This is a genomic window from Pseudoalteromonas sp. KJ63-1, from assembly GCF_055808145.1.
Map to the genome: position 1 here is coordinate 1,946,398 of NZ_CM147855.1, position 26,825 is coordinate 1,973,222.

Annotated in this window: 16 protein-coding genes and 3 pseudogenes; 12 read left to right on the forward strand and 7 right to left on the reverse strand. The window is 40.0% G+C overall.

Features of this window, described 5'->3' with window-relative positions; genetic code table 11:
• Positions 1–17 precede the first annotated feature (17 nt).
• Complete coding sequence (locus AC0L7Q_RS09210) at positions 18–335, forward strand: hypothetical protein (RefSeq protein WP_409423334.1); 318 nt, start codon at positions 18–20, stop codon at positions 333–335.
• A gap of 223 nt (positions 336–558) precedes the next feature.
• Here AC0L7Q_RS09210 and AC0L7Q_RS09215 read toward each other — a convergent pair whose 3' ends face one another.
• Positions 559–1,974, reverse strand: a complete 1,416-nt coding sequence (locus AC0L7Q_RS09215) for an FAD-dependent oxidoreductase (protein ID WP_413402370.1) — start codon at positions 1,972–1,974, stop codon at positions 559–561.
• Positions 1,975–1,983: 9 nt separating this feature from the next.
• A pseudogene (gltB, locus tag AC0L7Q_RS09220) lies at positions 1,984–6,442 on the reverse strand (glutamate synthase large subunit).
• A 721-nt stretch (positions 6,443–7,163) separates the two neighbouring features.
• Here gltB and AC0L7Q_RS09225 point away from each other — a divergent pair.
• The 6 genes and pseudogenes from AC0L7Q_RS09225 (at position 7,164) to AC0L7Q_RS09250 (ending at position 14,433) form a co-directional block, all read left to right on the forward strand.
• The gene (locus AC0L7Q_RS09225; RefSeq protein WP_413402374.1) at positions 7,164–8,420 is read left to right on the forward strand and encodes an efflux RND transporter periplasmic adaptor subunit; all 1,257 of its coding nucleotides are present in this window, start codon (positions 7,164–7,166) and stop codon (positions 8,418–8,420) included.
• A gap of 35 nt (positions 8,421–8,455) precedes the next feature.
• Positions 8,456–9,166, forward strand: coding sequence for an ABC transporter ATP-binding protein (locus AC0L7Q_RS09230; protein WP_013465175.1), 711 nt, complete (start codon positions 8,456–8,458; stop codon positions 9,164–9,166).
• 3 nt (positions 9,167–9,169) lie between these two features.
• Entirely contained in the window at positions 9,170–10,483 is a 1,314-nt protein-coding gene (locus tag AC0L7Q_RS09235; RefSeq protein WP_413402376.1) for an ABC transporter permease, read from the forward strand.
• Between the two features lie 14 nt (positions 10,484–10,497).
• Positions 10,498–11,703 carry an ABC transporter permease gene (locus tag AC0L7Q_RS09240; protein WP_413402854.1) on the forward strand — a complete coding sequence of 402 codons (1,206 nt, stop codon included), beginning with the start codon at positions 10,498–10,500 and terminating at the stop codon, positions 11,701–11,703.
• A gap of 98 nt (positions 11,704–11,801) precedes the next feature.
• Positions 11,802–13,129, forward strand: a pseudogene (locus AC0L7Q_RS09245) (sigma-54-dependent transcriptional regulator).
• Positions 13,129–14,433, forward strand: coding sequence for a sensor histidine kinase (locus tag AC0L7Q_RS09250; RefSeq protein ID WP_413402381.1), 1,305 nt, complete (start codon positions 13,129–13,131; stop codon positions 14,431–14,433). The pseudogene AC0L7Q_RS09245 and the gene AC0L7Q_RS09250 overlap by 1 nt, the downstream one beginning before the upstream one ends.
• Positions 14,434–14,631: 198 nt before the next feature.
• Here the strand turns inward: AC0L7Q_RS09250 and AC0L7Q_RS09255 are convergent, their stop codons facing one another.
• Entirely contained in the window at positions 14,632–14,970 is a 339-nt protein-coding gene (locus AC0L7Q_RS09255; RefSeq protein ID WP_008113155.1) for a Grx4 family monothiol glutaredoxin, read from the reverse strand.
• Positions 14,971–15,234: 264 nt separating this feature from the next.
• Here AC0L7Q_RS09255 and AC0L7Q_RS09260 point away from each other — a divergent pair, with 264 nt between their 5' ends.
• The 4 genes and pseudogenes from AC0L7Q_RS09260 (at position 15,235) to AC0L7Q_RS09275 (ending at position 20,794) form a co-directional block, all read left to right on the forward strand.
• Positions 15,235–15,816 carry a superoxide dismutase gene (locus AC0L7Q_RS09260; protein ID WP_010388603.1) on the forward strand — a complete coding sequence of 194 codons (582 nt, stop codon included), beginning with the start codon at positions 15,235–15,237 and terminating at the stop codon, positions 15,814–15,816.
• 208 nt (positions 15,817–16,024) lie between these two features.
• Complete coding sequence (locus tag AC0L7Q_RS09265; RefSeq protein WP_413402383.1) at positions 16,025–17,947, forward strand: PrkA family serine protein kinase; 1,923 nt, start codon at positions 16,025–16,027, stop codon at positions 17,945–17,947.
• Positions 17,948–17,978: 31 nt separating this feature from the next.
• Positions 17,979–19,261, forward strand: a pseudogene (locus AC0L7Q_RS09270) (YeaH/YhbH family protein).
• An 18-nt stretch (positions 19,262–19,279) separates the two neighbouring features.
• Positions 19,280–20,794 (forward strand): SpoVR family protein, encoded by a 1,515-nt coding sequence (locus AC0L7Q_RS09275; protein WP_413402387.1) that lies wholly within the window; start codon positions 19,280–19,282, stop codon positions 20,792–20,794.
• A gap of 378 nt (positions 20,795–21,172) precedes the next feature.
• Here AC0L7Q_RS09275 and AC0L7Q_RS09280 read toward each other — a convergent pair whose 3' ends face one another.
• Entirely contained in the window at positions 21,173–22,144 is a 972-nt protein-coding gene (locus tag AC0L7Q_RS09280) for a sensor domain-containing diguanylate cyclase (RefSeq protein WP_413402389.1), read from the reverse strand.
• Between the two features lie 6 nt (positions 22,145–22,150).
• Complete coding sequence (locus AC0L7Q_RS09285) at positions 22,151–23,155, reverse strand: response regulator (protein ID WP_178956226.1); 1,005 nt, start codon at positions 23,153–23,155, stop codon at positions 22,151–22,153.
• A gap of 220 nt (positions 23,156–23,375) precedes the next feature.
• On the opposite strand from AC0L7Q_RS09285, the gene tpx reads away from it, so the two are divergent.
• The gene (gene tpx / locus AC0L7Q_RS09290) at positions 23,376–23,957 is read left to right on the forward strand and encodes a thiol peroxidase (RefSeq protein WP_413402392.1); all 582 of its coding nucleotides are present in this window, start codon (positions 23,376–23,378) and stop codon (positions 23,955–23,957) included.
• Between the two features lie 73 nt (positions 23,958–24,030).
• Here tpx and adk read toward each other — a convergent pair whose 3' ends face one another.
• Positions 24,031–24,675 carry an adenylate kinase gene (adk, locus tag AC0L7Q_RS09295; protein WP_008468042.1) on the reverse strand — a complete coding sequence of 215 codons (645 nt, stop codon included), beginning with the start codon at positions 24,673–24,675 and terminating at the stop codon, positions 24,031–24,033.
• 153 nt (positions 24,676–24,828) lie between these two features.
• Complete coding sequence (gene htpG, locus AC0L7Q_RS09300) at positions 24,829–26,742, reverse strand: molecular chaperone HtpG (protein WP_054201119.1); 1,914 nt, start codon at positions 26,740–26,742, stop codon at positions 24,829–24,831.
• Positions 26,743–26,825 lie beyond the last annotated feature (83 nt).

A 26,825-nucleotide genomic window follows, 5' to 3' on the forward strand; every position in this document is an offset into this window, starting at 1 on the left:
ACGGTGAGGATACCTTGATGCAAACAACGGTCATTTATTTTGGCTTAGCAATTAACTGGCTACTACTTACAGTTAGTGTACTTTTAGCCATGTTTAGCAAGTTTAAACATACACAATTTAAACAAGGCTTATATCGTTTTTTAAATATGGCATTGATTGTACATATTGTTATTGCTGTTATGTTAGTTTTTAGAAGTACCTCAATAAATGGGTTAATAACATTGAGCTGGTTAGTGATTGCCTTACAACTTGTTTGTAATTTTATTTGTTATAAAAGTGTGAAACGTCGACAAGCCAGAGTGAAACCGAGCCTTGATCACTTCTCGATGGATTAAATAACAGCACGTTTAAAAATGCCCGCAATCTATGTATAGCGGGCATTTTTATATGTAAAATCTCATAATTGTTAATAGCTAGGTCAAAACCTGCGATCCTTTTTTATATACCTTAAACACCGACTATGTAAACCATAAATACTTACCCTTGTTTGTAAAACTGAGGGAATAAAAAAGCAAACCCGAAGGTTTGCTTTTGACTCCATTCTAACAAAAGAATCTCTTACACTTTTAAATAATCCATAATGCCTTCTGCAGCATTACGTCCCTCAAATATAGCGGTAACCACCAAATCTGAACCACGAACAATATCGCCTCCAGCAAATATTTTAGGGTTGGTAGTTTGATGGGTAAATTCACCTTGCTCAGGTGCATTGATGCCGCCCCAGTTGTTAATTTCTACGTCGTATTTTTCTAACCAGTCCATTTTATGAGGCTTAAAGCCAAATGCCATAATCACTTGTGTGGCTTCAATTATATGCTCTGATCCGGGGACTTCTTCAGCACGACGACGGCCGTTTTCATCTGCCTCACCAAGCTGAGTTTTTACCATTTTAACGCCAGCGACTGCGCCTTTGTCATTAAGGACAATCCCTTTTGGCTGAACGTTATAAGTAAAAATCACGCCCTCTTCTTTGGCATTTTTTACTTCACGTTTTGAGCCAGGCATGTTTTCTTCATCACGACGGTACGCACAGGTCACCTTTAATGCATTATGACGAATGGATGTTCGCACGCAATCCATTGCAGTATCACCACCACCTAGCACAACGACTTTTTCATTTGCCATATCAATACACGCTTGCTTAGACTCATCGTAGCCCATTACGCGGTTGGTGTTACCAATTAAGAATGGCAGTGCATCATGCACACCCGGAGCATCTTCGTTTTCAAGCCCCGCACGCATACTCTGATAAGTCCCCACTCCCAAAAATACAGCGTCATATTCATTAAGTATTTCATCCATGCTAATGTCTTTACCCACTTCGACATTAAGCTTAAATTCAACACCCATTTCAGTAAATATTTCGCGACGTTTTTGCATGACTTCTTTTTCTAATTTAAAAGAAGGAATACCAAAGGTTAACAGTCCACCAATTTCTGGGTGACGGTCAAAGACCACTGGCTTAACGCCGTTGCGTACTAAAATATCAGCACAGCCTAACCCTGCGGGTCCTGCGCCGATAATCGCCACTTTTTTATCAGTCCATGTCACATAGGACATGTCTGGCTTCCAGCCCATTTTGAACGCGGTATCGGTGATGTACTTTTCAATATTACCGATTGTTACCGCACCAAACTCTTCATCTAATGTACATGAGCCTTCACATAAGCGATCTTGCGGGCATACTCTTCCACACACCTCAGGTAAACTGTTAGTACGGTGTGATAGCTCAGCAGCCTCTAAAATGCGCCCTGTACGGATCAGTTTTAACCATTGTGGAATGTAGTTATGTACTGGACATTTCCACTCACAATAAGGGTTACCGCAATCAAGACAACGATCTGCCTGTGAATTAACCTGATTTTCTGAAAAGGGCTCATAAATTTCTACGAACGATTTTTTACGTGACGAGATTGGTTTTTTGCGTGGGTCTACACGCTGCACGTCTATAAATTGATATACATTTTCGCTCATACTGCCCCCTTATTGCGCTTGAACACGTAGTTCGGCGCTACTGCGAGCACGGTGCCCGAGTAAACTTTTTACGTCACTTGATTTAGGTTTTACTAATTTGAACATCGGTAAATAAAGTTCAAAATTAGCTAAAATAGTTTCTGCTCTGCATGAGCCCGTTAGTTCTAAATGATCAGCAATTAAGCCGCGTAAATGTTCTTGATGTGAACTCAAATCATCTAAAGTAACCACTTCAACCAACTCTGGGTTAATGCGTTTCTCAAAATCACCTCGTTCATCTAAAATGTAAGCGAAACCACCGGTCATACCTGCACCAAAGTTAACTCCTACATTACCAAGTACACATACCACGCCACCTGTCATATATTCACAACCATTATCACCAACGCCTTCAACAACGGCTTGCACACCCGAGTTACGTACAGCAAAACGCTCACCTGCACACCCTGCTGCAAACAATTTACCGCCAGTGGCACCATATAAACAGGTATTACCTACGATTGTTGCTTTGTGACTTTCAAATGACGAACCCAGTGGTGGGCGAATAACTAGCTTACCGCCCGCCATACCTTTACCAACGTAATCGTTGGCATCACCAACTAAAGTCATTTCAAGGCCGCCAGCGTTCCATACACCGAATGACTGACCCGCTGTACCATGAAGTTCAATCACCACGGGATCTGCTGCCATACCTTGATTGCCGTGCTTATCAGCAATATAACCAGAAAGCATAGCTCCTACCGATCTCATCGGTATTACAAATACGACTGACTAATGAAATGCCGCTTGAATTATCAATTGCCTCTTGTGCCTTGCCGAGTAAGCTCTCATTTAACTCACCTAAATAGTGCGAGCTATTTGGTGCACTGCAAAACAAGGTTTCACCCGTTGGATTATTTGGCTGAGCGATAACCGCTGATAAATCTATTTTTTGCTGCTTGGCTGTTTTACCTTCAATGGCTTCGAGTAAATCTAAGCGACCAATCAAATCGGTTAGGTTTGCAACACCTAAACTTGCCATAATTTCACGCGCTTCTTGAGCTATAAACTTAAAGTAGTTCATCGCCATTTCTGGTAAGCCATGATAGTGCTTTTGACGCAATGTATCGTCTTGAGTTGCTACACCGGTAGCACAGTTATTTAAGTGACAAATTCGTAAGTATTTACAGCCTAACGCCACCATAGGTCCGGTACCAAAACCAAAACTTTCAGCGCCTAAAATAGCTGCTTTGATGATATCAAGCCCGGTTTTCAACCCCCCATCTGTTTGCAGACGAATACGATGACGAAGGCCATTTTCGACAAGTGCTTGTTGCGTCTCTGCAAGGCCAAGCTCCCATGGGCTGCCAGCATATTTAACCGAGGTTAAGGGACTTGCACCTGTGCCACCATCGTAGCCTGAAATAGTAATTAAATCGGCATACGCTTTTGCAACACCGGTTGCAATTGTGCCAACGCCCGGTTCAGATACCAGTTTTACTGAAATCAGTGCATTCGGGTTTACTTGCTTTAAATCAAAAATAAGCTGGGCTAAATCTTCAATAGAGTAAATATCATGATGCGGTGGCGGTGAAATTAGTGTCACACCCGGTACCGAGTAACGAAGCTTTGCAATATAGGGCGTTACTTTTTCACCTGGTAACTGCCCGCCTTCACCCGGCTTAGCGCCTTGAGCCACTTTTATTTGGATGACATCCGCACTGCGTAAATAATGAGGCGTTACACCAAATCGACCGGAGGCCACTTGTTTAATCCGTGAATTTTTTTCTGTACCGTAACGTAGTTTATCTTCGCCACCCTCACCAGAATTTGAGCAGCCACCTAAACGATTCATGGCAATTGCGAGTGCTTCATGCGCCTCTGGTGATAATGCACCAATACTCATCGCTGCAGAATCAAAACGTTTATAAAGCTCAGTGGCAGGCTCTACGTCATCAATGCTAATGCCCTTTTCTGGAAGTTTTAAGGCCAACATATCACGCAACGTCGCGACTGGGCGATGATTAACTAGCTTTGCGTACTCACTGTAATCACTGTACTGGCCGCTTCGTACTGCTTTTTGTAACGTTTGAATCACATCAGGGTTGTAAGCATGATACTCGCCGCCGTGAACGTATTTGAATAAACCGCCATGGCTTAATAATTTACGTTTACTAAGCGCCAGTTTATGCAAGCTTTGCTGATCATCATCAAAGTCGCTAAAACACGCCCCTTTTATGCGACTTGCAACGCCCTTAAAACACATCTCAACAATCGCGTCAGATAGACCAACCGCTTCAAACAACATCGAACAACGATATGAAGCCACGGTGCTAATACCCATTTTCGACATGATTTTGTACAAGCCTTTATTAATTGCTTGACGATAAGCCAGTGTCACTTCGCAGTATGACTTATTAATTACCTTGCTATCGCTCATAGCCACCAGTGACTCGTACGCTAAATACGGGTAAATTGCAGTAGCACCAAAACCTAACAATACCGCAAATTGATGCGCGTCACGAACACTGCCGGTCTCAATAATGATGTTAGACTCACAGCGTAAGTTATTATCAACTAAACGCTTTTGTACCGCACCCACCGCCATAGCAGCAGGAATAGGTAATTGATTGTCATCAAAGTTACGATCCGTTAATACGAGCATAATGCAGCCTGATGCTGCTTTTTCTTGCGCTTCATCACAAACACGCTTAACGGCGTTTTCAAGTCCTTCTTCTATGGTGTAAGTAATGTCAATCTTACAGTAACTGTAGTGTGCTTCATCGGCATTGAGTAGTTGCTGCATGTCAGCATACATTAAAATAGGGGTATCAAATTGCAGGCGTTTAGCATGCCCTGTAGTTTCATTAAATACGTTTTGTTCACTGCCAATACACGTTGCCAACGACATTACATGGTTTTCACGTAACGGATCGATTGGCGGATTAGTCACTTGGGCAAACTTCTGGCGGAAATAATCATAGAGTGAACGATGCCCTTCGCTTAGAACGGCAAACGGCGTATCGTCACCCATTGAACCGGTTGCTTCCTGGCCATTTTCACCCATTACACGAATAACGCTATCTAGCTCTTCATTGGTATAGCCAAACATCTTTTGATATTTGGCTAGAGTTGCATCATCGAATGAGCGATTACCTGCATCTTGCTCAGTCAGTGCTTCAAAAGGCGTTAAGCGCTTAACGTTTTCTTCTAACCACGATTTATAGGGATGACGCGATTTTAAATCTTGGTCAATTTCATCTGAGTGCCAAATTTTCCCAAGCTTTGTATCAATAACAAGTAGTTCACCTGGGCCAACGCGTCCTTTTTCGACCACCTCATCAGCGGTGTAATCCCATATTCCCACTTCCGAAGCTAAAGTAATAAAACCATCTTGAGTAATAATATAACGCGCTGGACGCAAACCATTACGGTCTAGGTTACAGGCTGCAAAACGCCCATCAGACATAACAATGCCTGCAGGGCCGTCCCACGGTTCCATATGCATTGAATTAAAATCATAAAACGCACGTAAGTCGTCATCCATAGCTCGATTTTTTTGCCATGCTGGCGGCACTAGCATGCGCATCGCACGGAATAAATCCATACCACCAGCTAAAAATAGCTCCAGCATATTATCGAGACTAGATGAGTCAGACCCTGTTTCATTAACAAACGGCGCTGCGCTTTGTAAATCAGGAATAAGTGGTGAAGCAAATTTATAAGAACGGGCACGTGCCCATTGGCGGTTACCTTCAATAGTATTAATTTCACCATTGTGCGCTAAATAGCGAAATGGTTGTGCTAAAGGCCAGCGAGGCTGTGTGTTTGTAGAGAAGCGTTGATGAAAAACACAAATAGCACTGGTCATGCGAATATCCGCAAGATCAAGATAAAAATTAGGCAAGTCAGCAGGCATCATTAAGCCTTTATATATTGTGACTAGCCCAGATAAGCTCGCAATATAAAATGATTCATCGTCCATTAGACGCTTTTCTGCACGACGACGTGCAACATACAAGCGGCGTTCTAAATCTTTAGAACGCCAACCTTCTGGCGCACTAATAAAAATTTGTTCAAAACCTGGCAATTGTTTTAGAGCAATAGGTCCTAACATTGATGGATCGGTTGGAACTACACGCCAGCCCAAAATATTTAGCGTTTCTTTTTCTAGTTCTTCGCTTAAAACATCTTTGGCTGCTTGTGCTAATACCGGATCAGCATTGAGGAAAATCATCCCAACGGCGTAATTTTTACCTAAATGCCAATTATTCTCAGCAGCAATAGCACGAAAGAAGCTGTCTGGTTTTTGTAATAATAAGCCACAGCCATCACCTGTTTTACCATCAGCAGAAATACCACCGCGATGCTGCATGCGATCTAAACCGGTGATAGCCGTGCGAATGAGTCGGTGACTCGCTTGGTTATTAACTTGGGCTATTAAGCCAAAGCCACAATTATCTTTTTCTAGTTTTGAGTCATATAACATGGACCCCTCCCCTTGCTGCGCTGTTAACGTGGATGAACGGCTCGACGATTTGCTAACAGACGACCAAAATTAGCGTTATTCCACCCTTGAGTCAATATTTTTATGAATACATATTCATTATATTGAATATATTTCAATTTAATAAAAAATTATAAAACAGTGCCAAATATTAACATTTTCACGAATTTCGGATCGAAAAATAGATTGACACCGGTGTTATTTTTAAAAACTTGTAAATAAAACCTCATCACAACAGGCAGTTTACGTAAACGTAAAGTGCCACCAAAATGAATAACTATTCACCACACGTCATTCCATCATTTTTGCTTTATTCGTAATACATCTAAACACGACATTTAATTACAGCGGCTTCTATTAGCGCATAGTTTATTCAATAGATATAAACGCTCCCCTCATGTTATGCATTAATTAACAACTTGCTTTGCTTTACGTTGAGGTAACCTCATCCGATAGACAAATCAAAAAAGTGCCCGCAGCGGACACTTTTTATGTCCGCGGACATATAAAAAGAAAGTTTAAAAATAAAAAACAATTAAATTCAATAAGATAAGAATTGGCACGCTATTCGAATACAGGATAACTATATAAATTTTGAGGGCATTCGAATGTTTACTATTGGCTTATTTTTAATTTCACCAATTATTCTGTTTATTGCCTCGCTAATGATTACTGTGTTTGAAAAACACTAAGAGAACATATAATGATTAAAGACACTAGCGGGCAAGACACGCAAATCTCACGACCTATAAATTTTAAAAAATACATCAGGCTGTTTATATTTATTGTGGGCCTAGTTGCTCTATGTGTATATGCACTATTAAATGCTGATCAAGACGGTACTATCTCGGTTGATAGAGTAAGCCTACAAATAGCTACAGTGGTACGCCAATCACTAATACGCGATGTTGCAGCCAGCGGTAAAATTGTCGCCGCCAGAGCACCAAAAGTTTACAGCCCTGAACGAGGGTTTGTTTCATTAAAGGTAAATGCTGGTGACACAGTGAAACTGCATGATGTAATAGCCATGGTTGAGAGCCCCGAGCTCACAAACGAATTAAAGCAGCAACAGTCTGTTTTAGCTCGTCTTGAAGGCGAGCTACAACGTAAACATCTTGAAGCACGCCGCCAATCATTAAGCCTAAATAAAGCACTTGATTTAGCACAAGTAGAATTAAACGCTGCCGATAGAGAGAATCGCAGAGCGACCTTGTCAATGCAAAAAAATGTGATCAGTCAAATTGACCATGAAAAAGCCATTGATGAGCTTGCCCGCGCAAAACTTTCTTATAAACATGCAGAGCAAGAAGTTGAATTGTCCAAAGATACACTTGCCTTTGAGCTACAGGCAGCTAAACGAGATGTCACTCGTCAACAACTGATTGTCGATGATCTACTTCGTAAAGTGAATAATTTAACAATTAAAGCCACTGTGCCAGGGATTGTAGGTAACCTGCTAGTTCAACAAAGAGAAGCGGTAACACAAAGCCAACCACTAATGACTTTAGTTGATTTGAGCAATTTTGAAGCAGAACTACAAGTTCCTGAAAGTTATGCAAATGAGCTTGGTTTAGGTATGGACGTAGAGATAACAATGGGCGCTAGCAAAGTAATGGGTACCCTTTCTGCCATATCACCAGAAGTCAATAATAGAGAAGTCACAACGCGGGTACGTTTTAACAAAGACATGACGGGTATCAGACAAAACCAACGATTAACAGCACGTATTTTATTAGAAAATCGTGACGATGTTTTACAAGTTAAGCGTGGGGCATTTTTACAACAAGGCGGTACACAGGTTTATAAAATATCCGGTGATACAGCTCAGCTCATTGATATTTCAATTGGTGCAACCAGCATTAATGCGGTTGAGTTAATTTCAGGGGTTCAAGCTGGCGATGAATTGATTATCTCAAGCTATAACAGTTTCAAACACACACACACATTATTACTTCGCTAACAATCGCGTAGAACCAAACAATAAAAGGAAAAAGCATGTTAAAGATGAATAATATAAGTAAAGTATATCAAACAGAAATGGTTCAAACCCATGCATTACGTGACTTTAATCTACACGTTGATGAAGGCGAATTTATTGCTGTTACAGGCCCTAGCGGATCAGGAAAAACGACCTTTTTAAATATAGCTGGAATGTTAGAGCCCTTCTCTGCAGGTGAATATTTACTTGATGGAATTGATGTCGGTAAGTTAAACGATAACCAGCGCGCAGATTGTCGAAATCAAAAAATAGGCTTTATCTTCCAAGGGTTCAATTTAATACCTGACTTAAACTTATATGAAAATATTGAAGTACCGCTACGTTATAGAGGTATTAAAGCCGCAGAGCGTAAACGTCGCATTGAAAAATGCTTAGAACAAGTTGGCCTTGCCTCTCGGGCAAAACATTTGCCACAGCAACTCTCTGGCGGACAGCAGCAACGAGTGGCAATAGCACGCGCGCTTGCTGGCGAGCCACGATTTTTACTTGCCGATGAACCAACCGGTAATCTCGACAGCCTTATGGCTCGTCAAGTAATGGAGCTGCTTGAACAAATCAATCGCGATGGCGCAACCATTGTCATGGTCACCCATGATGCAGAACTTGCTCGGCGTGCCCCTCGAAACATTCAAGTTGTCGACGGTCAACTTGCCGATTTCACCCTATACCAAGGTGCACAAAACCTTAAAAATGTTGCTGGAGCCTAAGCCATGCTACTACATTACCTCGATTTAAGTTGGCGCAGCTTCAAGCGCACGCCTTTAGTGAGCTTTTTAATGGTACTGGCGATTGCCATAGGTATTGGCATTACTATGACGAGTTTAAGCGTTTATCACATGATGTCGGCGGATCCCATTGCGCATAAAAGTAGCCAGCTCTATGCTGTGCAGTTGCAAGTAATGGATGATGGCCACACTTGGTGGACGTCTGATAACCTCCCACTACAACTAACTTATCAAGATGCTGCAAACCTATATAAATCAGAGATAGGTGGCCAGCATTTAAAAATGGTGCGCAGTGGATTCTCTGTTTACATAGACTCTGACACAGTAAAACCATTTAGCCAAAGTGCGAGACTAACAACCCCAGAATTTTTTAATATGTTTGATCTTGAGTTTCTCTATGGTGAAAAATGGTCTCTGCAGCAAGAAGAAAACGCGGCCCCCGTTGTTGTGATCAGTGAAGAGTTAAATAATAAGCTTTTTGCTGGCGAAAATTCAGTGGGTAAAATTATTTATCTTGATGATGCGAGTTATGAAGTGGTTGGGGTTACTAGAAACTGGCCATTAACCATCAAATACTACGATTTAAATAATGGTTCATTTAATGACCCTGAACAACTTTTTATGCCATTTAGTCTTCTTGAAGCAAAACAGCTTGGTAATTGGGGGAATACCAATGGTTGGAAACATGAGGATGTTAGAAGCTTTAGTGCCAAGTTACAGTCAGAAATGGTGTGGATTCAATTCTGGGTTGAATTAACTAACGAACAACAAAAAAATGATTATGAAAATTATTTATTAGCCTACATGCAAGAGCAACAAAAGTTTGGTCGTTTTAATCGCAAAGAGTTAGCTTACAGTATTCGAGATGTTAACAAGTGGATGGCCTATAACAACGTGGTCAGTGAAGATAACAAAATTTTAGTCGCACTTAGTTTTATGTTTTTGGCTGTATGTTTGGCGAATATCCTCGGTTTATTACTTGCAAAATTTTTACGTCGAGCCCCAGAAGTCGGTGTACGCCGTGCACTTGGAGCCAGTAAGCGACAGATTTTTATGCAACATATTATCGAAGTCGCCATGCTAGGACTTTTAGGTGGGCTACTTGGTATTGTCCTTGCCCAGTTTGGCTTATTGGGTGTTCGCCAAAGCTATAGCTACTACGAGAGCTTAGCGACCATGGATTTAACCATGTTATTGAGCGCCCCACTCATTGCAATTAGCACCTGCATAATAGCTGGGCTTTACCCTGCTTGGCTGGTATGTAAAACCAATCCTGCAATTTACCTAAAAAGCCAATAAGGACGAGCATTATGATGTTAGAAATTAAACCTATTTTCCATGCACTGTGTCGATCTAAAGTTGGTGCGCTGTTGCTACTTATCCAAATAGCTATTACTACTGCTATTGTCAGTAACGCAGCGTTTATTATTCAAGATAGAATAACGTATCTTAACCAGGATACAGGATACCCCGAAGATGAAATACTTGCTTTTCATGTCATGCACTTTGGTAAGGATGTCAAAAGCCACCAACAATTTGAACTTGATGAAGCAATGTTAAGAGCTTTGCCCGCAGTGAAAGACGCCGCCTATATAAACAACATACCCTTATCGGGAAGTGGTAGCTCTTCTGACTTCAGTATCAATTCAGCTCCTGAGCCTGGGCTTTCTGCAAGAACTGCTTACTTTTTTACAGATGATCATGCAATTAAAACACTTGGGGTTGAACTTATTGCAGGACGCAATTTTAGAGAAGACGAAGTTGTTGTCACTAACGATAATGATCAGCGTGCCAATGTTACCATTGTGACACAGGCATTATTAAATGAGCTATTTCCTGATGAAGATGGATTAGGAAAAACAATATTTCTTGGTGATATTCCAATGAAAGTCATTGGTGTAATTAAGCATGCAAAAGGCCCATGGCTCAAAGACAGCCGCCCAAATAATGTCGCATTAATTCCTTATATAAATCCTAATATTTCGGGGAATTTTTTAGTTCGCACAGCAGCCAATGAGCGGGCAAATATTGCTAAACGAATTGAAGACGAGATGCTAGAAAATTACAACAAACGTGTAATTATCCGAGTTCGGGGCCTTGACCAAGATAAAGCCCAATACATGGCTGAAGACACATTGATGATGCGTATGTTAATTGTGCTCATAACCATACTGGTATTGGTAACCGCACTGGGCATTTTTGGTTTGACGCTATTTAATATAAATAAACGTACCAAGCAAATTGGAACCCGTCGTGCTTTAGGCGCTCGTAAATCTGCAATTGTTAATTATTTTTTAGTTGAAAATGCACTGATTTGCAGTGCCGGCTTATTTTTAGGTGCTATTGCAGCACTATTATTGGGTCAATTATTAATGCAACACTTTTCAATAGCAGTATTACCACCAAGTTATATTGCTGCCACCGCAGCCATGGTGTTTACAATGAGTATTTTGGCTGTATTTGGTCCAGCTAAACGCGCAGCAAATATTTCGCCTAGTATCGCCACTAGAACAATATAAAGAAGCTCCCAACCTATGCTACACTGGCCAAATACGGTGTAGCATTTTCACTCATTACTTAATAAAAATAGTACATAATAAAAACAGCGATTACACACATGGAAAAAATACTTATCGTTGATGATAATCCTGCAATTTTAGATGCACTATCATTATTGCTAGAGATTCACGACTATAAAGTGGTTACTGCTAATAGCCCATTTGAAGCAATTCAAATTGTGCAATATCAGCGTATTGCACTTGTGCTTCAAGATATGAACTTTAGTAACGATACAACCTCGGGAGAAGAGGGAAAATTGCTCTTTTATCAACTGAGAGAGCTAAATCCCCATCTGCCCATTATTCTCATCACTGCATGGACCGAGCTTGAAACGGCCGTTGAACTTGTCAAAGCCGGTGCGGCTGATTATTTACCAAAACCATGGGATGATGCCAAGCTTCTTACCTGTGTTAATAATCTAATTGAACTAGGAAAGACAAAAGCACAAAACCAAACCTTGTTGCGTCACCAGCAAGAGCGTGATGCATCAATAGAAAACGCTAATTTAGTAGGTTTAATTTATCGCAGTACGGCCATGGAACAATTAGTTAAAATGGCATTACAAGTCGCCAAATCTGATATCTCCGTATTAATAACAGGCCCAAATGGCAGTGGTAAAGAGCGTATAGCGCAAATTATTCAAACAAACTCACCTCGCCAAAATGCTGCGTTTATTACGGTCAATGCAGGAGCTCTTCCCCACCAACTAATAGAAGCAGAATTATTTGGTGCAGAAGCAGGCGCTTTTACTGGGATCACAAAACAAAGGATTGGTCGATTTGAAGCGGCTGATGGCGGTACATTATTTTTAGATGAAATAGGTAATCTACCTTTATCAGGGCAAATGAAGCTCCTACGGATTTTACAAACGGGAGAATTCGAGCGCTTAGGTTCAACTCAAACCCGAAAAGTTAATGTCCGTGTAATATCAGCGACCAATGAAAACCTAACAGATGCAATCAGCAAAGGGTTGTTTAGAGAAGACTTATATTACCGCTTGAATGTAATTGAACTTAACTTACCAAGTCTTAACCAACGACCGGATGACATACTTCCCCTTATTCGTCATTTTTTAGTAGAGCGTGAGCTGGATTTACAATGCGAAAAACTACTTTTAGCCCATTCATGGCCCGGTAATGTTCGTGAACTTGAAAATGCATGTAAACGTGTCAGTGTGCTTAAACCCAGCGGTGAGATAAGCATTGATGACTTTGGTTTAACTCCTATTACGCCTCAAACACAGACTCAAAAAAAGAGCCTAACAAACAACAAATTGAAGATGCCATGCGTTTACATAAAGGGGTGATTGCCAAAGTAGCCCGTGAGTTTGGCCTTAGCAGACAAGCACTCTACCGTCGTCTTGATAAGTTTGAGATTGCCTACTAATGGTTAAATCAGGATACCGCTTCTCTTTAACTTCTAAAGTGATTTTAGTATGTGTATTTTCCTCTGTTATCCCTGTTTTTATCTGTTGTTGGCTGCTGGATGTTGACGGTATAAAAACAGCACTGAGTGTCATTTTCACAGCCGCTCTAAGTAGTTTATTGGCTCATCGACTCAGTAGTAAACTGGTCCAAGGTATTACTTCATTAGAAACTGGCTTATTAAATTTTAAGGATGGGGAACTATCAACTTTACTAGCCTATAACCATAATGATGAATTAGGTCATTTGTGCCAGCTTTATAACCAAACTGCAAAGCAATTAAGACAAGAAAAACAATGGGTTTACCAACGAGAGTTGATGCTTGATAAGGTATTACAAAATTCCCCTCAAGCTGTATTATTGGTGAATGATAATGATTTTATTGTTTATAGTAATCACAGTGCGAGAGATTTTTTTAATGCAAGTACAGCCCTTGAAGGCGAAAAAATCTCATCATTATTATCTAAAGCCCCACAGCAAATAATTAATGCCGTTAATAAAGGCGTAGATGGTTTATTTATTCTCGATAAAGCAGAACAAGAACCGCAAACATGGCATCTTTCAATGGGTCGCTTATTGCTTAACAACCAACACCACAGGTTGTTTGTATTTAAACAATTGACCCGCGAATTGAGCCGCCAAGAAGTTGAAGTTTGGAAAAAGGTTATTCGGATCATTAGCCATGAACTCAATAACTCACTCGGTCCTATGTCATCCATGTTACATAGTGCACAGCTGTTAACTCAGAAAGTGGATGAACCTCGTTTACAACGCGTTTTCACAACCATTAAAGAGCGAATAAAGCATTTAAACGAGTTCGTTCAAGGCTATGGTAAGTTTGCTAAACTACCACCACCTAAAATAACAACGGTTGATTGGCATTTATTACTCGATCAATTACAAAGCCAATGGCAATTTAATTGCGACCTTAAAAAAGACATCACCACACGAGCCGATCAAACCCAAATAGAACAATTGCTCATCAACCTGTTGAAAAACGCCCATGAATCAGAGTCGCTAGCAGAGCATATTAGTTTAAAAATAACACAAGATAGCCTCGGCACTCATATTAATGTGAGCGATCAAGGAAAAGGTATGAGTGAAACGGTTATGGCCAGTGCGCTTATCCCTTTTTATTCTACCAAGGTGGCAGGAAGTGGATTAGGGTTGGCACTGTGTCGAGAAATTGTTGAAGCTCATCACGGGCAAATTAGCCTGCATAATCGGGACGTCGGCGGGATCAGTGTTTTTGTAAGTTTACCTTGAGAACTGCTTATTTAAGAATGAAAACTTGCTCAATTTAGGGGCGGTTCAATCGCGCTCTGAAGTTTGTGGCCTTGTAAGCTAAGTAAAAGCCTAGTAAAGCTGCCTTCTCACTCCTTACTTTTAGCGTATAAGCAACAAGAGTAAATAATTTATAGGCATAAAAAAAGCTGCAAATTGCAGCTTTTTTTACCTAAACGCTTATTCAGCGTCTGCAGGTTTATGCTTTGCAGCTGTTTCAGTGATAAGTGGTTGTAATTCACCACGTTGAAACATTTCAATAATAATGTCACAGCCACCAATTAACTCACCTTCAACCCAAAGTTGTGGGAAGGTAGGCCAGTTAGCATACGCAGGAAGCTCTGCACGAATGTCTGGGTTTAGTAAAATATCTACATAAGCAAACGGTTCACCACACGACATTAACGCTTGTGATGCTTGTGAAGAAAAACCACAATTAGGCAGTTTTGGTGATCCTTTCATGTATAAGATGATTGGGTTTTCAGCAATTTGCTGTTTAATTTTATCGATGGTTTCCATTTACAACCTCAAAATGACGATAGCGAACACATTAGGCCTTGAAAAAGTTTCACTGTGGCCTCAGATATATAGATTAAAATAGGCAATTAAAGCCTCAATCTTAATTAGCTTTAGCAAGAGCATTGCTGTTTGCTAAAACTTGAGTAAAATACTCAACAATTATAGTAACACTATATTCCTGTTTGGTATAGATAAGTGCCCTGTTTGCGCAGGCATTACGTATTACTAAATAGACTATCAACCAAAAGAAGATGGAGATAAAAAATGGCATTTGAACTACCGTCACTACCGTATGCAATTGATGCACTTGAGCCACATATTTCACAAGAAACGTTAGAGTTTCACCATGGTAAACACCACAACACTTATGTGACTAAACTTAACGGTTTAATCCCAGGCACTGAGTTTGAAGGTAAATCACTTGAAGAAATCGTTTGTTCTTCAGAAGGCGGTGTTTTTAACAACGCAGCTCAAATCTGGAACCACACTTTCTACTGGAACAGCCTATCTCCAAATGGCGGTGGCGCTCCAACAGGTGCAATTGCTGATGCAATTAACGCGAAATGGGGCTCATTTGACGCATTTAAAGACGCGTTAAACGACAAAGCAGTAAATAACTTTGGTTCAAGCTGGACTTGGTTAGTTAAACTAGCTGATGGTTCACTAGACATCGTTAATACATCTAACGCTGCAACACCATTAACAGATGCAGGTGTTACTCCAATCCTAACTGTGGATTTATGGGAACACGCATACTACATTGATTACCGTAACGTGCGTCCAGATTACCTTAAGGGTTTCTGGTCACTAGTTAACTGGGAATTCGCGAACGCTAACTTCGCATAATTAGTTTTATACTAAATCTAAAAAGACGCTTAAGCGTCTTTTTTTATGTCTGCAATTTGCATTAATCGCGTTTATACGTAGGTTATTTTATAAAAGCGCATCATGATCATTTTTCATATAAATTTTTAATTTTATTGCACAAAAAATTAAATTCGTGACTAGACTTCAAATAGTGAATACATTTTCCAAGTAGGTTTCGGAGGTCATTATGACTATTTTTGATCACTATCAAGCGCGTTATGAATCAACACAGGAAGAAGAGTACAGTGTTGCTGAATTTCTAGAAATTTGTAAAACCGATAAGTCTGCTTATGCCAGTGCACCTGAAAGATTACTGATGGCCATTGGCGAGCCAAAAATGGTAGATACTGCTACCGATACTCGCTTAAGTCGCTTATTTTCTAACCGAGTTGTTGCGCGTTATCCCGCATTTGCCGACTTTTATGGCATGGAAGACGCTATTGAACAAATTGTGTCTTATCTAAAACATGCAGCACAAGGCTTAGAAGAGTGTAAACAAGTGCTTTATCTGCTCGGTCCTGTTGGTGGTGGTAAGTCATCGATTGCTGAAAAATTAAAGTATTTAATGCAACAAGTGCCTATTTACTCAATTAAAGGCTCACCGGTTAATGACCATCCACTGGCATTATTTGACCCCGTTGAAGATGCTAACCTGCTCGAAAAAGAATATGGAATTAAGTCTCGCTACCTTAAAACAGTGATGTCGCCATGGGCCGCAAAACGCTTACAAGAATTTAATGGTGATATTAGCCAATTTAGAGTGGTTAAACGCTTCCCATCAATTTTAAATCAAGTAGCAATTGCTAAAACAGAGCCCGGCGATGAAAACAACCAAGATATTTCCGCTCTTGTAGGCAAGGTTGATATACGCCAACTTGAACACTTTGCACAAAATGATCCTGATGCCTATGCCTATTCAGGCGCATTATGTTTAGCTAACCAAGGCCTAATGGAATTTGTGGAAATGTTTAAAGCACCGATAAAAGTGTTACATCCGCTTTTAACAGCCACCCAAGAAGGCAATTATAACGGTACAGAAGGTATAAGCGCCCTGCCATTTAGCGGCATGATACTCGCCCACTCCAACGAGTCAGAATGGCAAACTTTTAAAAACAATAAAAATAACGAAGCTTTTTTAGATCGTGTCTATATTGTTAAAGTCCCCTATTGCTTAAGAGTAACTGAGGAAATTAAAATTTACGATAAGTTGATTGAGCACAGTGAATTATACAACGCTCCATGTGCGCCAGGAACACTTAAAATTTTAGCTCAATTTACTACTCTCTCACGCTTGAAAGAGCCAGAGAATTCTAGCATTTACTCTAAAATGCGGGTCTACGATGGTGAAACACTCAAGGACACCGATCCAAAAGCTAAGTCATATCAAGAGTACCGCGATTACGCTGGTGTTGATGAAGGCATGACGGGTCTTTCGACACGTTTTGCGTTTAAGATTTTATCGCGCGTATTCAACTTTGACACCACCGAAGTAGCCGCCAACCCTGTACATTTGTTTTATGTGCTTGAGCAACAAATTGAGCGAGAACAATTTAGCGCTGAAGTTGAAGAACGTTATTTAAGCTTTTTAAAAGGCTATTTAATTCCGCAATATGTTGAGTTTATAGGTAAAGAGCTACAAACCGCCTATCTAGAATCGTACTCGGAATACGGACAAAATATCTTTGATCGCTACGTTATTTATGCTGACTTTTGGATTCAAGATCAAGAATATCGCGACCCTGATACTGGGCAATTATTTGACCGTGATGCACTTAACGCTGAGCTCGAAAAAATTGAGAAATCGGCAGGCATTTCAAATCCTAAAGATTTCAGAAATGAAATTGTTAACTTTGTACTGCGTGCTCGCGCTCACAACAATGGCAAGAACCCGCTATGGACGAGTTATGAAAAACTACGCACTGTTATTGAGAAAAAAATGTTCTCAAACACAGAAGACTTACTCCCTGTTATTTCATTCAATGCTAAAACATCTGCTGAAGATCAGCAAAAGCATGAGGACTTTGTTAATCGTATGGTTGAAAAAGGCTATACCCAAAAACAAGTGCGCTTGCTATCTGAGTGGTATTTACGGGTTAGAAAATCGCAATAACCTTCATAATTGCAGTTTTTAGGAGGTCATTATGGCGCATTTTATCGATAGGCGTTTAAATGGCAAAAATAAAAGTACGGTTAACCGCCAGCGTTTTATAAGGCGTTATAAAAAGCAAATTAAAGAAGCGGTATCTGATGCGATAAATAAACGCAGCGTCACTGATTCTAGTTCTGGAGAGAGTATATCTATTCCTCAGCGTGATATTAGTGAACCAACTTTTCATCAAGGCAGAGGTGGAAATAGAGAGCAAATACACCCAGGTAACGATCAATTCTCTACAGGAGATAAAATAGAGCGACCTAAAGGTGGACAAGGCGGTGGCGCAGGCGAAGGTGAAGCAAGTGACTCTGGCGAAGGCCAAGATGATTTTGTATTCTCAATTTCTAAAGATGAATACCTTGATTTATTATTTGAAGATTTAGAGCTGCCTAATTTACAAGAGAACCAGCTTGACAAGCTCGTTCAAATGAAAACGCATCGTGCTGGGTTTTGCAGTGATGGTATGCCCAGTAACATTGATGTTGTTCGTTCTTTACAAGGCTCTTTAGCCCGTCGCATTGCGATGTCGGCAGGTAAAAAACGCCGTCTTAGTGAGCTTGAAGGGCAACTCGTATTGCTACTTGAGCAACCGCACTGCGACAAAACCGCTGTGACAGTATTGCAAAAAGAAATCGACATACTCAAACAGCAAATTAAAACGGTTCCCTTTATTGATAACTATGATTTACGTTTTCGTAACTACAATAAACAACCGCACCCAACTAGTAAAGCGGTGATGTTTTGTATTATGGACGTATCTGGTTCAATGGACCAAGCCACCAAAGATATGGCAAAACGTTTTTACATCTTGCTTTATCAGTTTTTAACTCGCAGCTACAAAGATATTGAGGTTGTGTATATTCGTCATCATACTCAAGCTAAAGAAGTTGATGAGCAAGAGTTTTTTACTCTCAAGAAACAGGCGGTACTATCGTTTCAAGTGCACTTAAGCTGATGAATGAAATAATAGCAGAGCGCTATAATGCTGATGAATGGAATATATACGCCGCACAAGCCTCTGATGGTGATAATTGGGCCGATGATACCCCACAATGCGGGCATATTCTACGTAACAAACTGTTACATGCAGTACGATACTTTGCCTATATAGAAATTACCACCCGCGCCCACCAAAGTTTATGGCGCGAGTACCAAAGCATTAGCCAAACTCACAGTAATTTTGCCATCCAACATATTCAAGGTGTTGAAGACATTTACCCTATATTTAGGGAGCTATTTAAAAAAGGCCGTCAACAGCAAGGGGCTGCATAGCCAAAGCGAGGTAGCAATATGAATAACGAGCGAATGAGTGATGGGCCCGATTGGACCTTTGAATTACTTCAGCAATATCAAGATGAAATCTCACGTGTTGCTGAGCATTACAAGCTAGATACTTACCCTAATCAAATTGAAGTGATCACCGCTGAGCAAATGATGGATGCCTATTCCAGCGTCGGTATGCCCATTGGATACACTCACTGGTCTTACGGTAAAAAGTTTATTCAAACAGAACAAAATTATAAGCGCGGTCAAATGGGCCTTGCATATGAAATTGTGATTAATTCCAATCCATGTATTGCTTATTTAATGGAAGAAAATACGCTGCCAATGCAGGCATTGGTTATGGCGCATGCGTGCTACGGGCACAATTCATTTTTTAAGGGCAATTATTTATTTAAAACGTGGACTGATGCGGGTTCTATAATTGACTATTTATTATTTGCTAAAAACTATATAAGCCGCTGTGAAGAGAAGTACGGTATATCAGAAGTAGAGAGTATACTCGATTCTTGCCATGCGCTAATGAGTTATGGTGTTGACAGATATAAACGCCCGCAGCGAATTTCGTTATTTGAAGAACAAAAACGCCAGCAAGAACGAGCAGATTATTTGCAATCGCAAGTTAATGAATTATGGCGCACTATTCCTTCTCAGCAGCAAGAATCGAAAAAGCCTGAGCGTCACTTTCCCCAAGAGCCGCAGGAAAACATTCTGTATTTTATTGAAAAAAATGCTCCTTTACTTGAGTCATGGCAACGAGAAATAGTGCGTATTGTGAGAAAAATATCGCAGTACTTTTATCCGCAAAAACAAACTCAAGTAATGAATGAAGGTTGGGCCACTTTTTGGCACTACACTATTTTGAACCATTTATATGATGAGGGAAAACTAACCGATTCATTTATGTTAGAGTTTTTACAAAGCCATACGAATGTTGTGTACCAACCTCCCTACAATAGCGATTATTATTCAGGTATTAACCCCTATGCGCTGGGTTTTAATATGATGGTAGATATTCGCCGAATTTGTGAAAATCCGACAGAAGAAGATAAACGCTGGTTTCCTGATCACGCTGGCAGTGACTGGCTTGAAACTCTTCATTTTGCGATGCAAAACTTTAAAGATGAGAGTTTTATTAGTCAATTTTTATCACCTAAACTAATTAGAGACTTTAAATTGTTCACTATCGTCGACCACACTAGCAACCCACATTTAGAAATAGGCGCTATTCATGACGATAATGGTTACAAAGCGGTTAGAGAGGCACTTTCTGCACAATATAACCTTAGTAATCATGAACCTAATATACAAGTTTACGACGTTGACTTACGTGGCGATCGCTCATTAACTCTGCGGTATATTCCCCATAATACCATTCCACTGGCCGACTCCCATGCAGAGGTATTAAAACACCTATACAGACTATGGGGCTTTAAAGTAAAACTGGATCAGGAGTCAAACTCTGGTGAGATTTCAACTATTGGTCAATGCCCAATGGATGATTCACGCCATATAACAGAGTAAAAATAATGGATGAAAAAATATGCAGAGCGAACCAATTGTGAGTTTTACGCAGGTTACACTGTCTATATTTCTCCAATGTTAAGAGTTTTAGGCTTGGTTTTTTCTGAGGTACAACTCGTTAATGCGTTTGAGAAACTACCGTATCGCAGCATGCTCTTATAATTGATAACAACTTACGCGATAAACTTCATATTAAAGCTGGATCACCCAAGTAGCTGATCTCAAGCTTAGCAGCAACGCTTAATGCTGATTTAGTGACTATAGGCTCTGTAGGAAATATCGGGATTGAAGCAAAGATAATTTGGAGTAGCACAGAAAAAACAATGCGTTTGTTCAAAGTTGATCTAGTTATTTTAACTCCCAATTAAAAAATGATGCCTACGCATCATTTTTTATATCAGCATATACCGATACTTTATTTCGACCGGTTTCTTTTGAATGATAAAGTGCTTTATCGGCAGCTTCAATCCAACGCTCATGATCTTTAAATGCGTTGTCAAAGCAGGCAATACCTACACTTATAGCCATATGCACCGTATGCTCATTGTATTTCGCCGGTGAGGTTTCAATTAATTGACGCAAGCGTTCAGCAAATACAATCGCCCCCTGTTTATCGGTATCTAATAAAGTAACAACAAACTCTTCACCACCATATCGTCCAGCAATATCAGTTTCACGTAATGCAGTTTTAAGTAAACTTGCTATGTGACGAAGCGCTTCATCTCCAGCACTGTGTCCAAAGTCATCATTTACCTTTTTAAAGTGGTCGATATCAAAAATTAATAACGAGCAACAACCTTCACTACGCTTAGTGCGTAAAAATTCTTGATGTAGTAAATGCTCCCAATGTCCTCGGTTTGCAAGCTGGGTAAGACTATCTGTTTGGCTTACTTGCTCTAGTTTTTTGTTTAACTCTTCAAGCTCTTTTTTGTTAACTGCAATATCTGTTACATCGTAGATAATAATACAAATATGCTCAACTTCCCCTCGTACATTCGTAAGTGGAATAAACGTGGCGTTTTGATACATATAATCAGCTTTACCTGTTATAGGCCGATAATTTTTAAAACGAAAAATATACGGCTGCTGTTCCCAGATAGTAAATGAGCGATTTTTTAATACAAACACTGACTCAGCTTTACTTCTAAACCATTTTTCATCTATGGCTGGGAATAGATCAAACAAGTCTTTATCTTTTACTGCACTAGGTAATAACCCAGAATGGTTTTCCATAAAACCATTCCAAACGCACACTTTGTAGTCTCTATCAAGCACCACAAGGCCTACATCAACAGTATTGAACATGTCCATTAACCAATGGATTTCATTTAAATCTAAATCAGCTGGCATAAATATTTAATCTTCCAGTAGATAAGCAACTTTATATTTCAAAGTTTTAAGTGAATCTTCAGTAAAGAGCAACATTAAATCACAACTAATATCATGATTTTCAATACCGTAACTAATTTCTATGGCAAGTGTTCGTTGCCAACGCGACTTATTAGACTGAACAAGTTCAGAAACATCACGATGCTGGCCCAATACAATGGGGTGGCCTTGACTAAAGGTCATATCAAGCTGTTTTGACAAGCCTGTTAATATAGCGCCAATTAAGATGTTACTCACATCCATTAGCAACTCTAACTCCACCTTGTCGTTTAATTCACCTTCGTAATTCATTAGTGAGGCTATTTCTTTAAAACTAGAATCATTTAAAAGTAATAACGCCTCACCAGATACCCCGCCGCCTATAAAGCCTTGGCAAATACCTGATGTAGTGTCATTGGTATCAACAGAGCTTAAGGCCATGTTAAGCTCACTGACTTCTAAAACATTAACATTAGGAATGGGTAACTTAACAAATACATTAAGCAGTCTTGCAAGTAGATCCCCAGCTTGGCCCATAGCGACATTAGTCAACTCTTGATATATATCACGAACATCAGGGTCAACTTGTTCACCTAAAGAATGAGATAAGCGTTCACGCAGTGCTCTATCTCTTATACCATGGTGTTCTATAATGGCAGCGAGCTTTTCGGGGGAACATGGTTTTTGAATAAAATCGATGGCGCCAAGCTCAAGTACACGCTGATGTGCGCTTGGTTGAATATCGCCCGATACCACCACAGTAAGTACGTCTAGCCCCTGATCTTTCATTGCTGCCAGTACGCCATAACCGTCCATCTCTGGCATATTTAAATCAAGAAAAAGAATTTCAGGTTGGGCTTTGGTTATTTGTTTTATGCAGTCTACACCGTCACATGCAAATTCAATTTTAATATCCCAATCATCGGGCAAGGAGCGAGCTAACTGGCGTCGTGCTAATTTTGAATCATCACATATTAAAACCGATGTTGACATACAATCTCACTATTTTAAAACGGGGTGCAATTTTAAGCGTTTAAAACAAGCCACAGGTACATAAAAAAACAATACCTATTTCCTATACGTATATAGTAATCAATGTATCGCTTATTTACAATTTTAGGCAAAAATAAAGCTATGGATTATTCTGCTTGGTAACTTATCTACATTATAATACACTCACAATTATTACGTTAATTTAAAAGGAAAAAATTCCATGCGTCGTACATTAGCTTTTGCATTAAGCCTATTTTGCTGTACAAGTTTTGCCGCAGATTTACCCGAAAACAAACTCGATGCAGGAAAAGTAACCGCACAAGGTAAGCCAGTGACCTTATTAGGGAAAGGCCTTACTGTCGGTGAAGATGCCCCTAATTTTAAAGTAGTTGATGAGCGTTTCACTGCAGTTACATTAGAAAATTATAAAGGCCAAGCTGTATTAATTAGTGTTGTACCGAGCTTAGATACCGGTATTTGTAGCTTACAAACTAAGCACTTTAATGAAAAAGTCGCCCAACAATTTCCAGGCGTGGCCATGCTCACCGTTAGTGCCGATTTACCGTTTGCGCAAAAACGTTTTTGCAAGGCCGAAAATATCGATAAAGTGACGACGCTTTCTGATTCTGTATGGCGTGATTTTGGCCAAAAGTATGGCTTAATAATTAAAGATATGGGCTTACTTACCCGCGCGGTATTTATTTTAGATAAAAGCCATAAAGTTATTTATAAGCAATTAGTTAGTAGTTTATCAACTGAGCCTGAATACGATAGCGTTATTGAAAAGCTTAAAACGCTTTAAGGGTCGAATTTCAAATAATAAAAAACCGCTATAAAGCGGTTTTTTTAATTATGCTTTTAGTTTTAGCTACAAGTTAACCTAAAAGCTCAGCTAGTTGCTTGCTTACTGCTTCAACCGCTTGTGTACCGTCTAGTTTATGGTACTGCGTGTTACCCGCTTTCGCTTCTGCTTGGTAGTAGTCAACCAATGGCATTGTTTGCTCATGGTAAATGCCTAAGCGCTTACGAACTGTCTCTTCGGTATCATCTGCACGAATAATAAGTTCTTCACCTGTTTCGTTGTCTTTACCTTCCTCTTTTGGTGGATTGTAAACAACATGGTAAACGCGACCAGAACCAGGATGAACACGACGTCCGCCCATACGCTCAACAATAACTTCATCAGCAACATCAAATTCAATAACGTGATCAACCACTACGCCATTTTCTTTCATAGCATCAGCTTGTGGAATTGTACGTGGGAAACCATCGAGTAAGAAGCCTTTCTCACAATCAGGTTTTGCAATACGCTCTTTAACAAGGCCAATAATAATATCGTCTGAAATAAGCTGACCTGCGTCCATTACTTTTTTTGCTTCTAGGCCAAGTGGTGTGCCCTCTTTAATTGCAGCTCGTAGCATATCACCGGTAGAAATTTGTGGAATACCGTATCTATCCATTAAAAACTGAGCTTGAGTACCTTTACCTGCACCCGGTGCGCCCAAAAGAATAATGCGCATATCATTGTCCCCTAATATGAGAGTTTATTTTAAAGTCTGAATTCTTCCATAAGCGCTGCAGATACTCAAGTAACTTATACTAATTGTCTATACAGCAGCGCATAAAAAAGGGAACAAACGTTCCCTTTTGACTCAATCATTGATTTTTAATACTTATTTGCTTAAATCAAGCATAAGTTTATTTAAGCGAGTTACAAACCCAGTCGGATCTTTAAGCGTACCGCGCTCTGCAAGTAAGGCTTGGTCTAGTAGTACATGTGACCACTGTGCAAACTTATCTTCGTCTTGCTCATCATTTAAGTGCTTAACCAGTTGGTGCTCTGGGTTTAATTCAAACACAGGCTTAGCCTCTGGAACAGCTTGACCTACTGACTCCATTAGCTTTTGCATTTGCGAGCTCATGTCGTTGTCATCGCTCACTACACACGCTGGTGAGTCAGTTAAGCGGTGAGTGAAGCGTACATCTTTAACATCATCACCTAATGCAGTTTTAATGCGCTCAACTAAACCTGCAACTTCTTTTTCAGACTCTTCTTGTGCTTTTTTAGTTTCTTCGTCATCTAATTTACCTAAGTCTAAATCACCACGGGTAATTGACTGAAATTGCTTTTCGCCAAATTCCGTTAAATGGCTCATCATCCACTCATCTACACGATCGCTTAGCAATAATACTTCAATGCCTTTTTTACGGAAGATTTCTAAGTGTGGTGAATTTTTAGCAGCGATAAATGAGTCAGCAACCACATAGTAAATTTTATCTTGGCTGTCCTTCATGCGCTCAATGTATTGCTCAAGTGAAACATCTTGAGTTTCTGAGTCGGTGTGCGTTGATGAAAAACGAAGTAATTTAGCAATGCTTTCTTTGTTGGCCGCATCTTCAGCTGGGCCTTCTTTCATTACCTGACCAAATTCATTCCAAAATGTTTGGTAATCATCGGCTTTGTTTTTAGCCATACGCTCAAGCATTTTAATAATACGCGACGTACACCCCTTGCGAATAGCCTGGGTTACTTTGTTGTCTTGTAAAATTTCACGCGATACGTTTAGTGGTAAATCGTTTGAGTCTAATAAGCCTTTAACAAAACGTAAGTAGCTTGGCATAAACTGTTCAGCGTCATCCATAATAAACACGCGTTGAACATAAAGTTTTAAACCACTTTGGCGCTCACGGTTCCATAAATCAAAGGGTGCTTTTTTAGGAATGTATAACAAACTGGTGTATTCAGTTTTACCTTCAACTTTATTGTGTCCCCAGCTAAGCGGATCTTCCCAGTCGTGGCTTACATGCTTATAAAACTCTTTGTATTCGTCCTCAGAGATTTCTGATTTGTCACGTGTCCACAATGCTGTTGCACGGTTAATGCTTTCCCATTCACCAGGAACAGCTGGAATTTTTTCACCGTCTTCACCTTCAGACTCAGGTACTTCTGCCTTGTACATTTGTACTGGAGTAGAAATATGATCAGAGTATTTAGTTACGATACTGCGAAGACGCCACTCATCTGCATATTCATTTTCTTCTTCACGAAGATGTAAAATAATGTCTGTACCACGGCCTTCTTTTTCGATTTCTTGTAGCGTGTACTCGCCTTCACCTTTTGACTGCCATTCAACCGCTGTAGTCTCTCCAGCTTTACGAGTACGAACAGTCACTTCATCAGCAACAATAAATGCTGAGTAAAAACCAACACCAAATTGACCAATAAGCTGTGAGTCTTTACTTTGATCGCCCGTTAAGTTTTTGAAAAATTCAGCCGTACCCGACTTAGCAATGGTGCCTAATGAGCTGATCACTTCATCACGCGTCATACCAATACCATTATCAGAAATGGTTACTGTGTTAGCGTCTTTATCAGCACTTATACGTACGCGTAAATCCGCATCACCTTGATAAAGGTCACCGTTTGAAAGGGCTAAAAAGCGTAGTTTATCGGCTGCGTCAGATGCATTTGATACAAGCTCGCGTAAAAAGATTTCTTTATTTGAATAAAGCGAGTGAATCATTAAGTTTAATAGTTGTTTTACTTCTGTTTGAAAGCCTAATGTTTCTTTTTGTGCTGCAGTCATTTATGTATCTCCAATTTGCAAAGTGTCTGCGTTATGCACTTAATATGGGGTGAGCCGTGAGAAGTTCAAGTAAAAAAATAAAA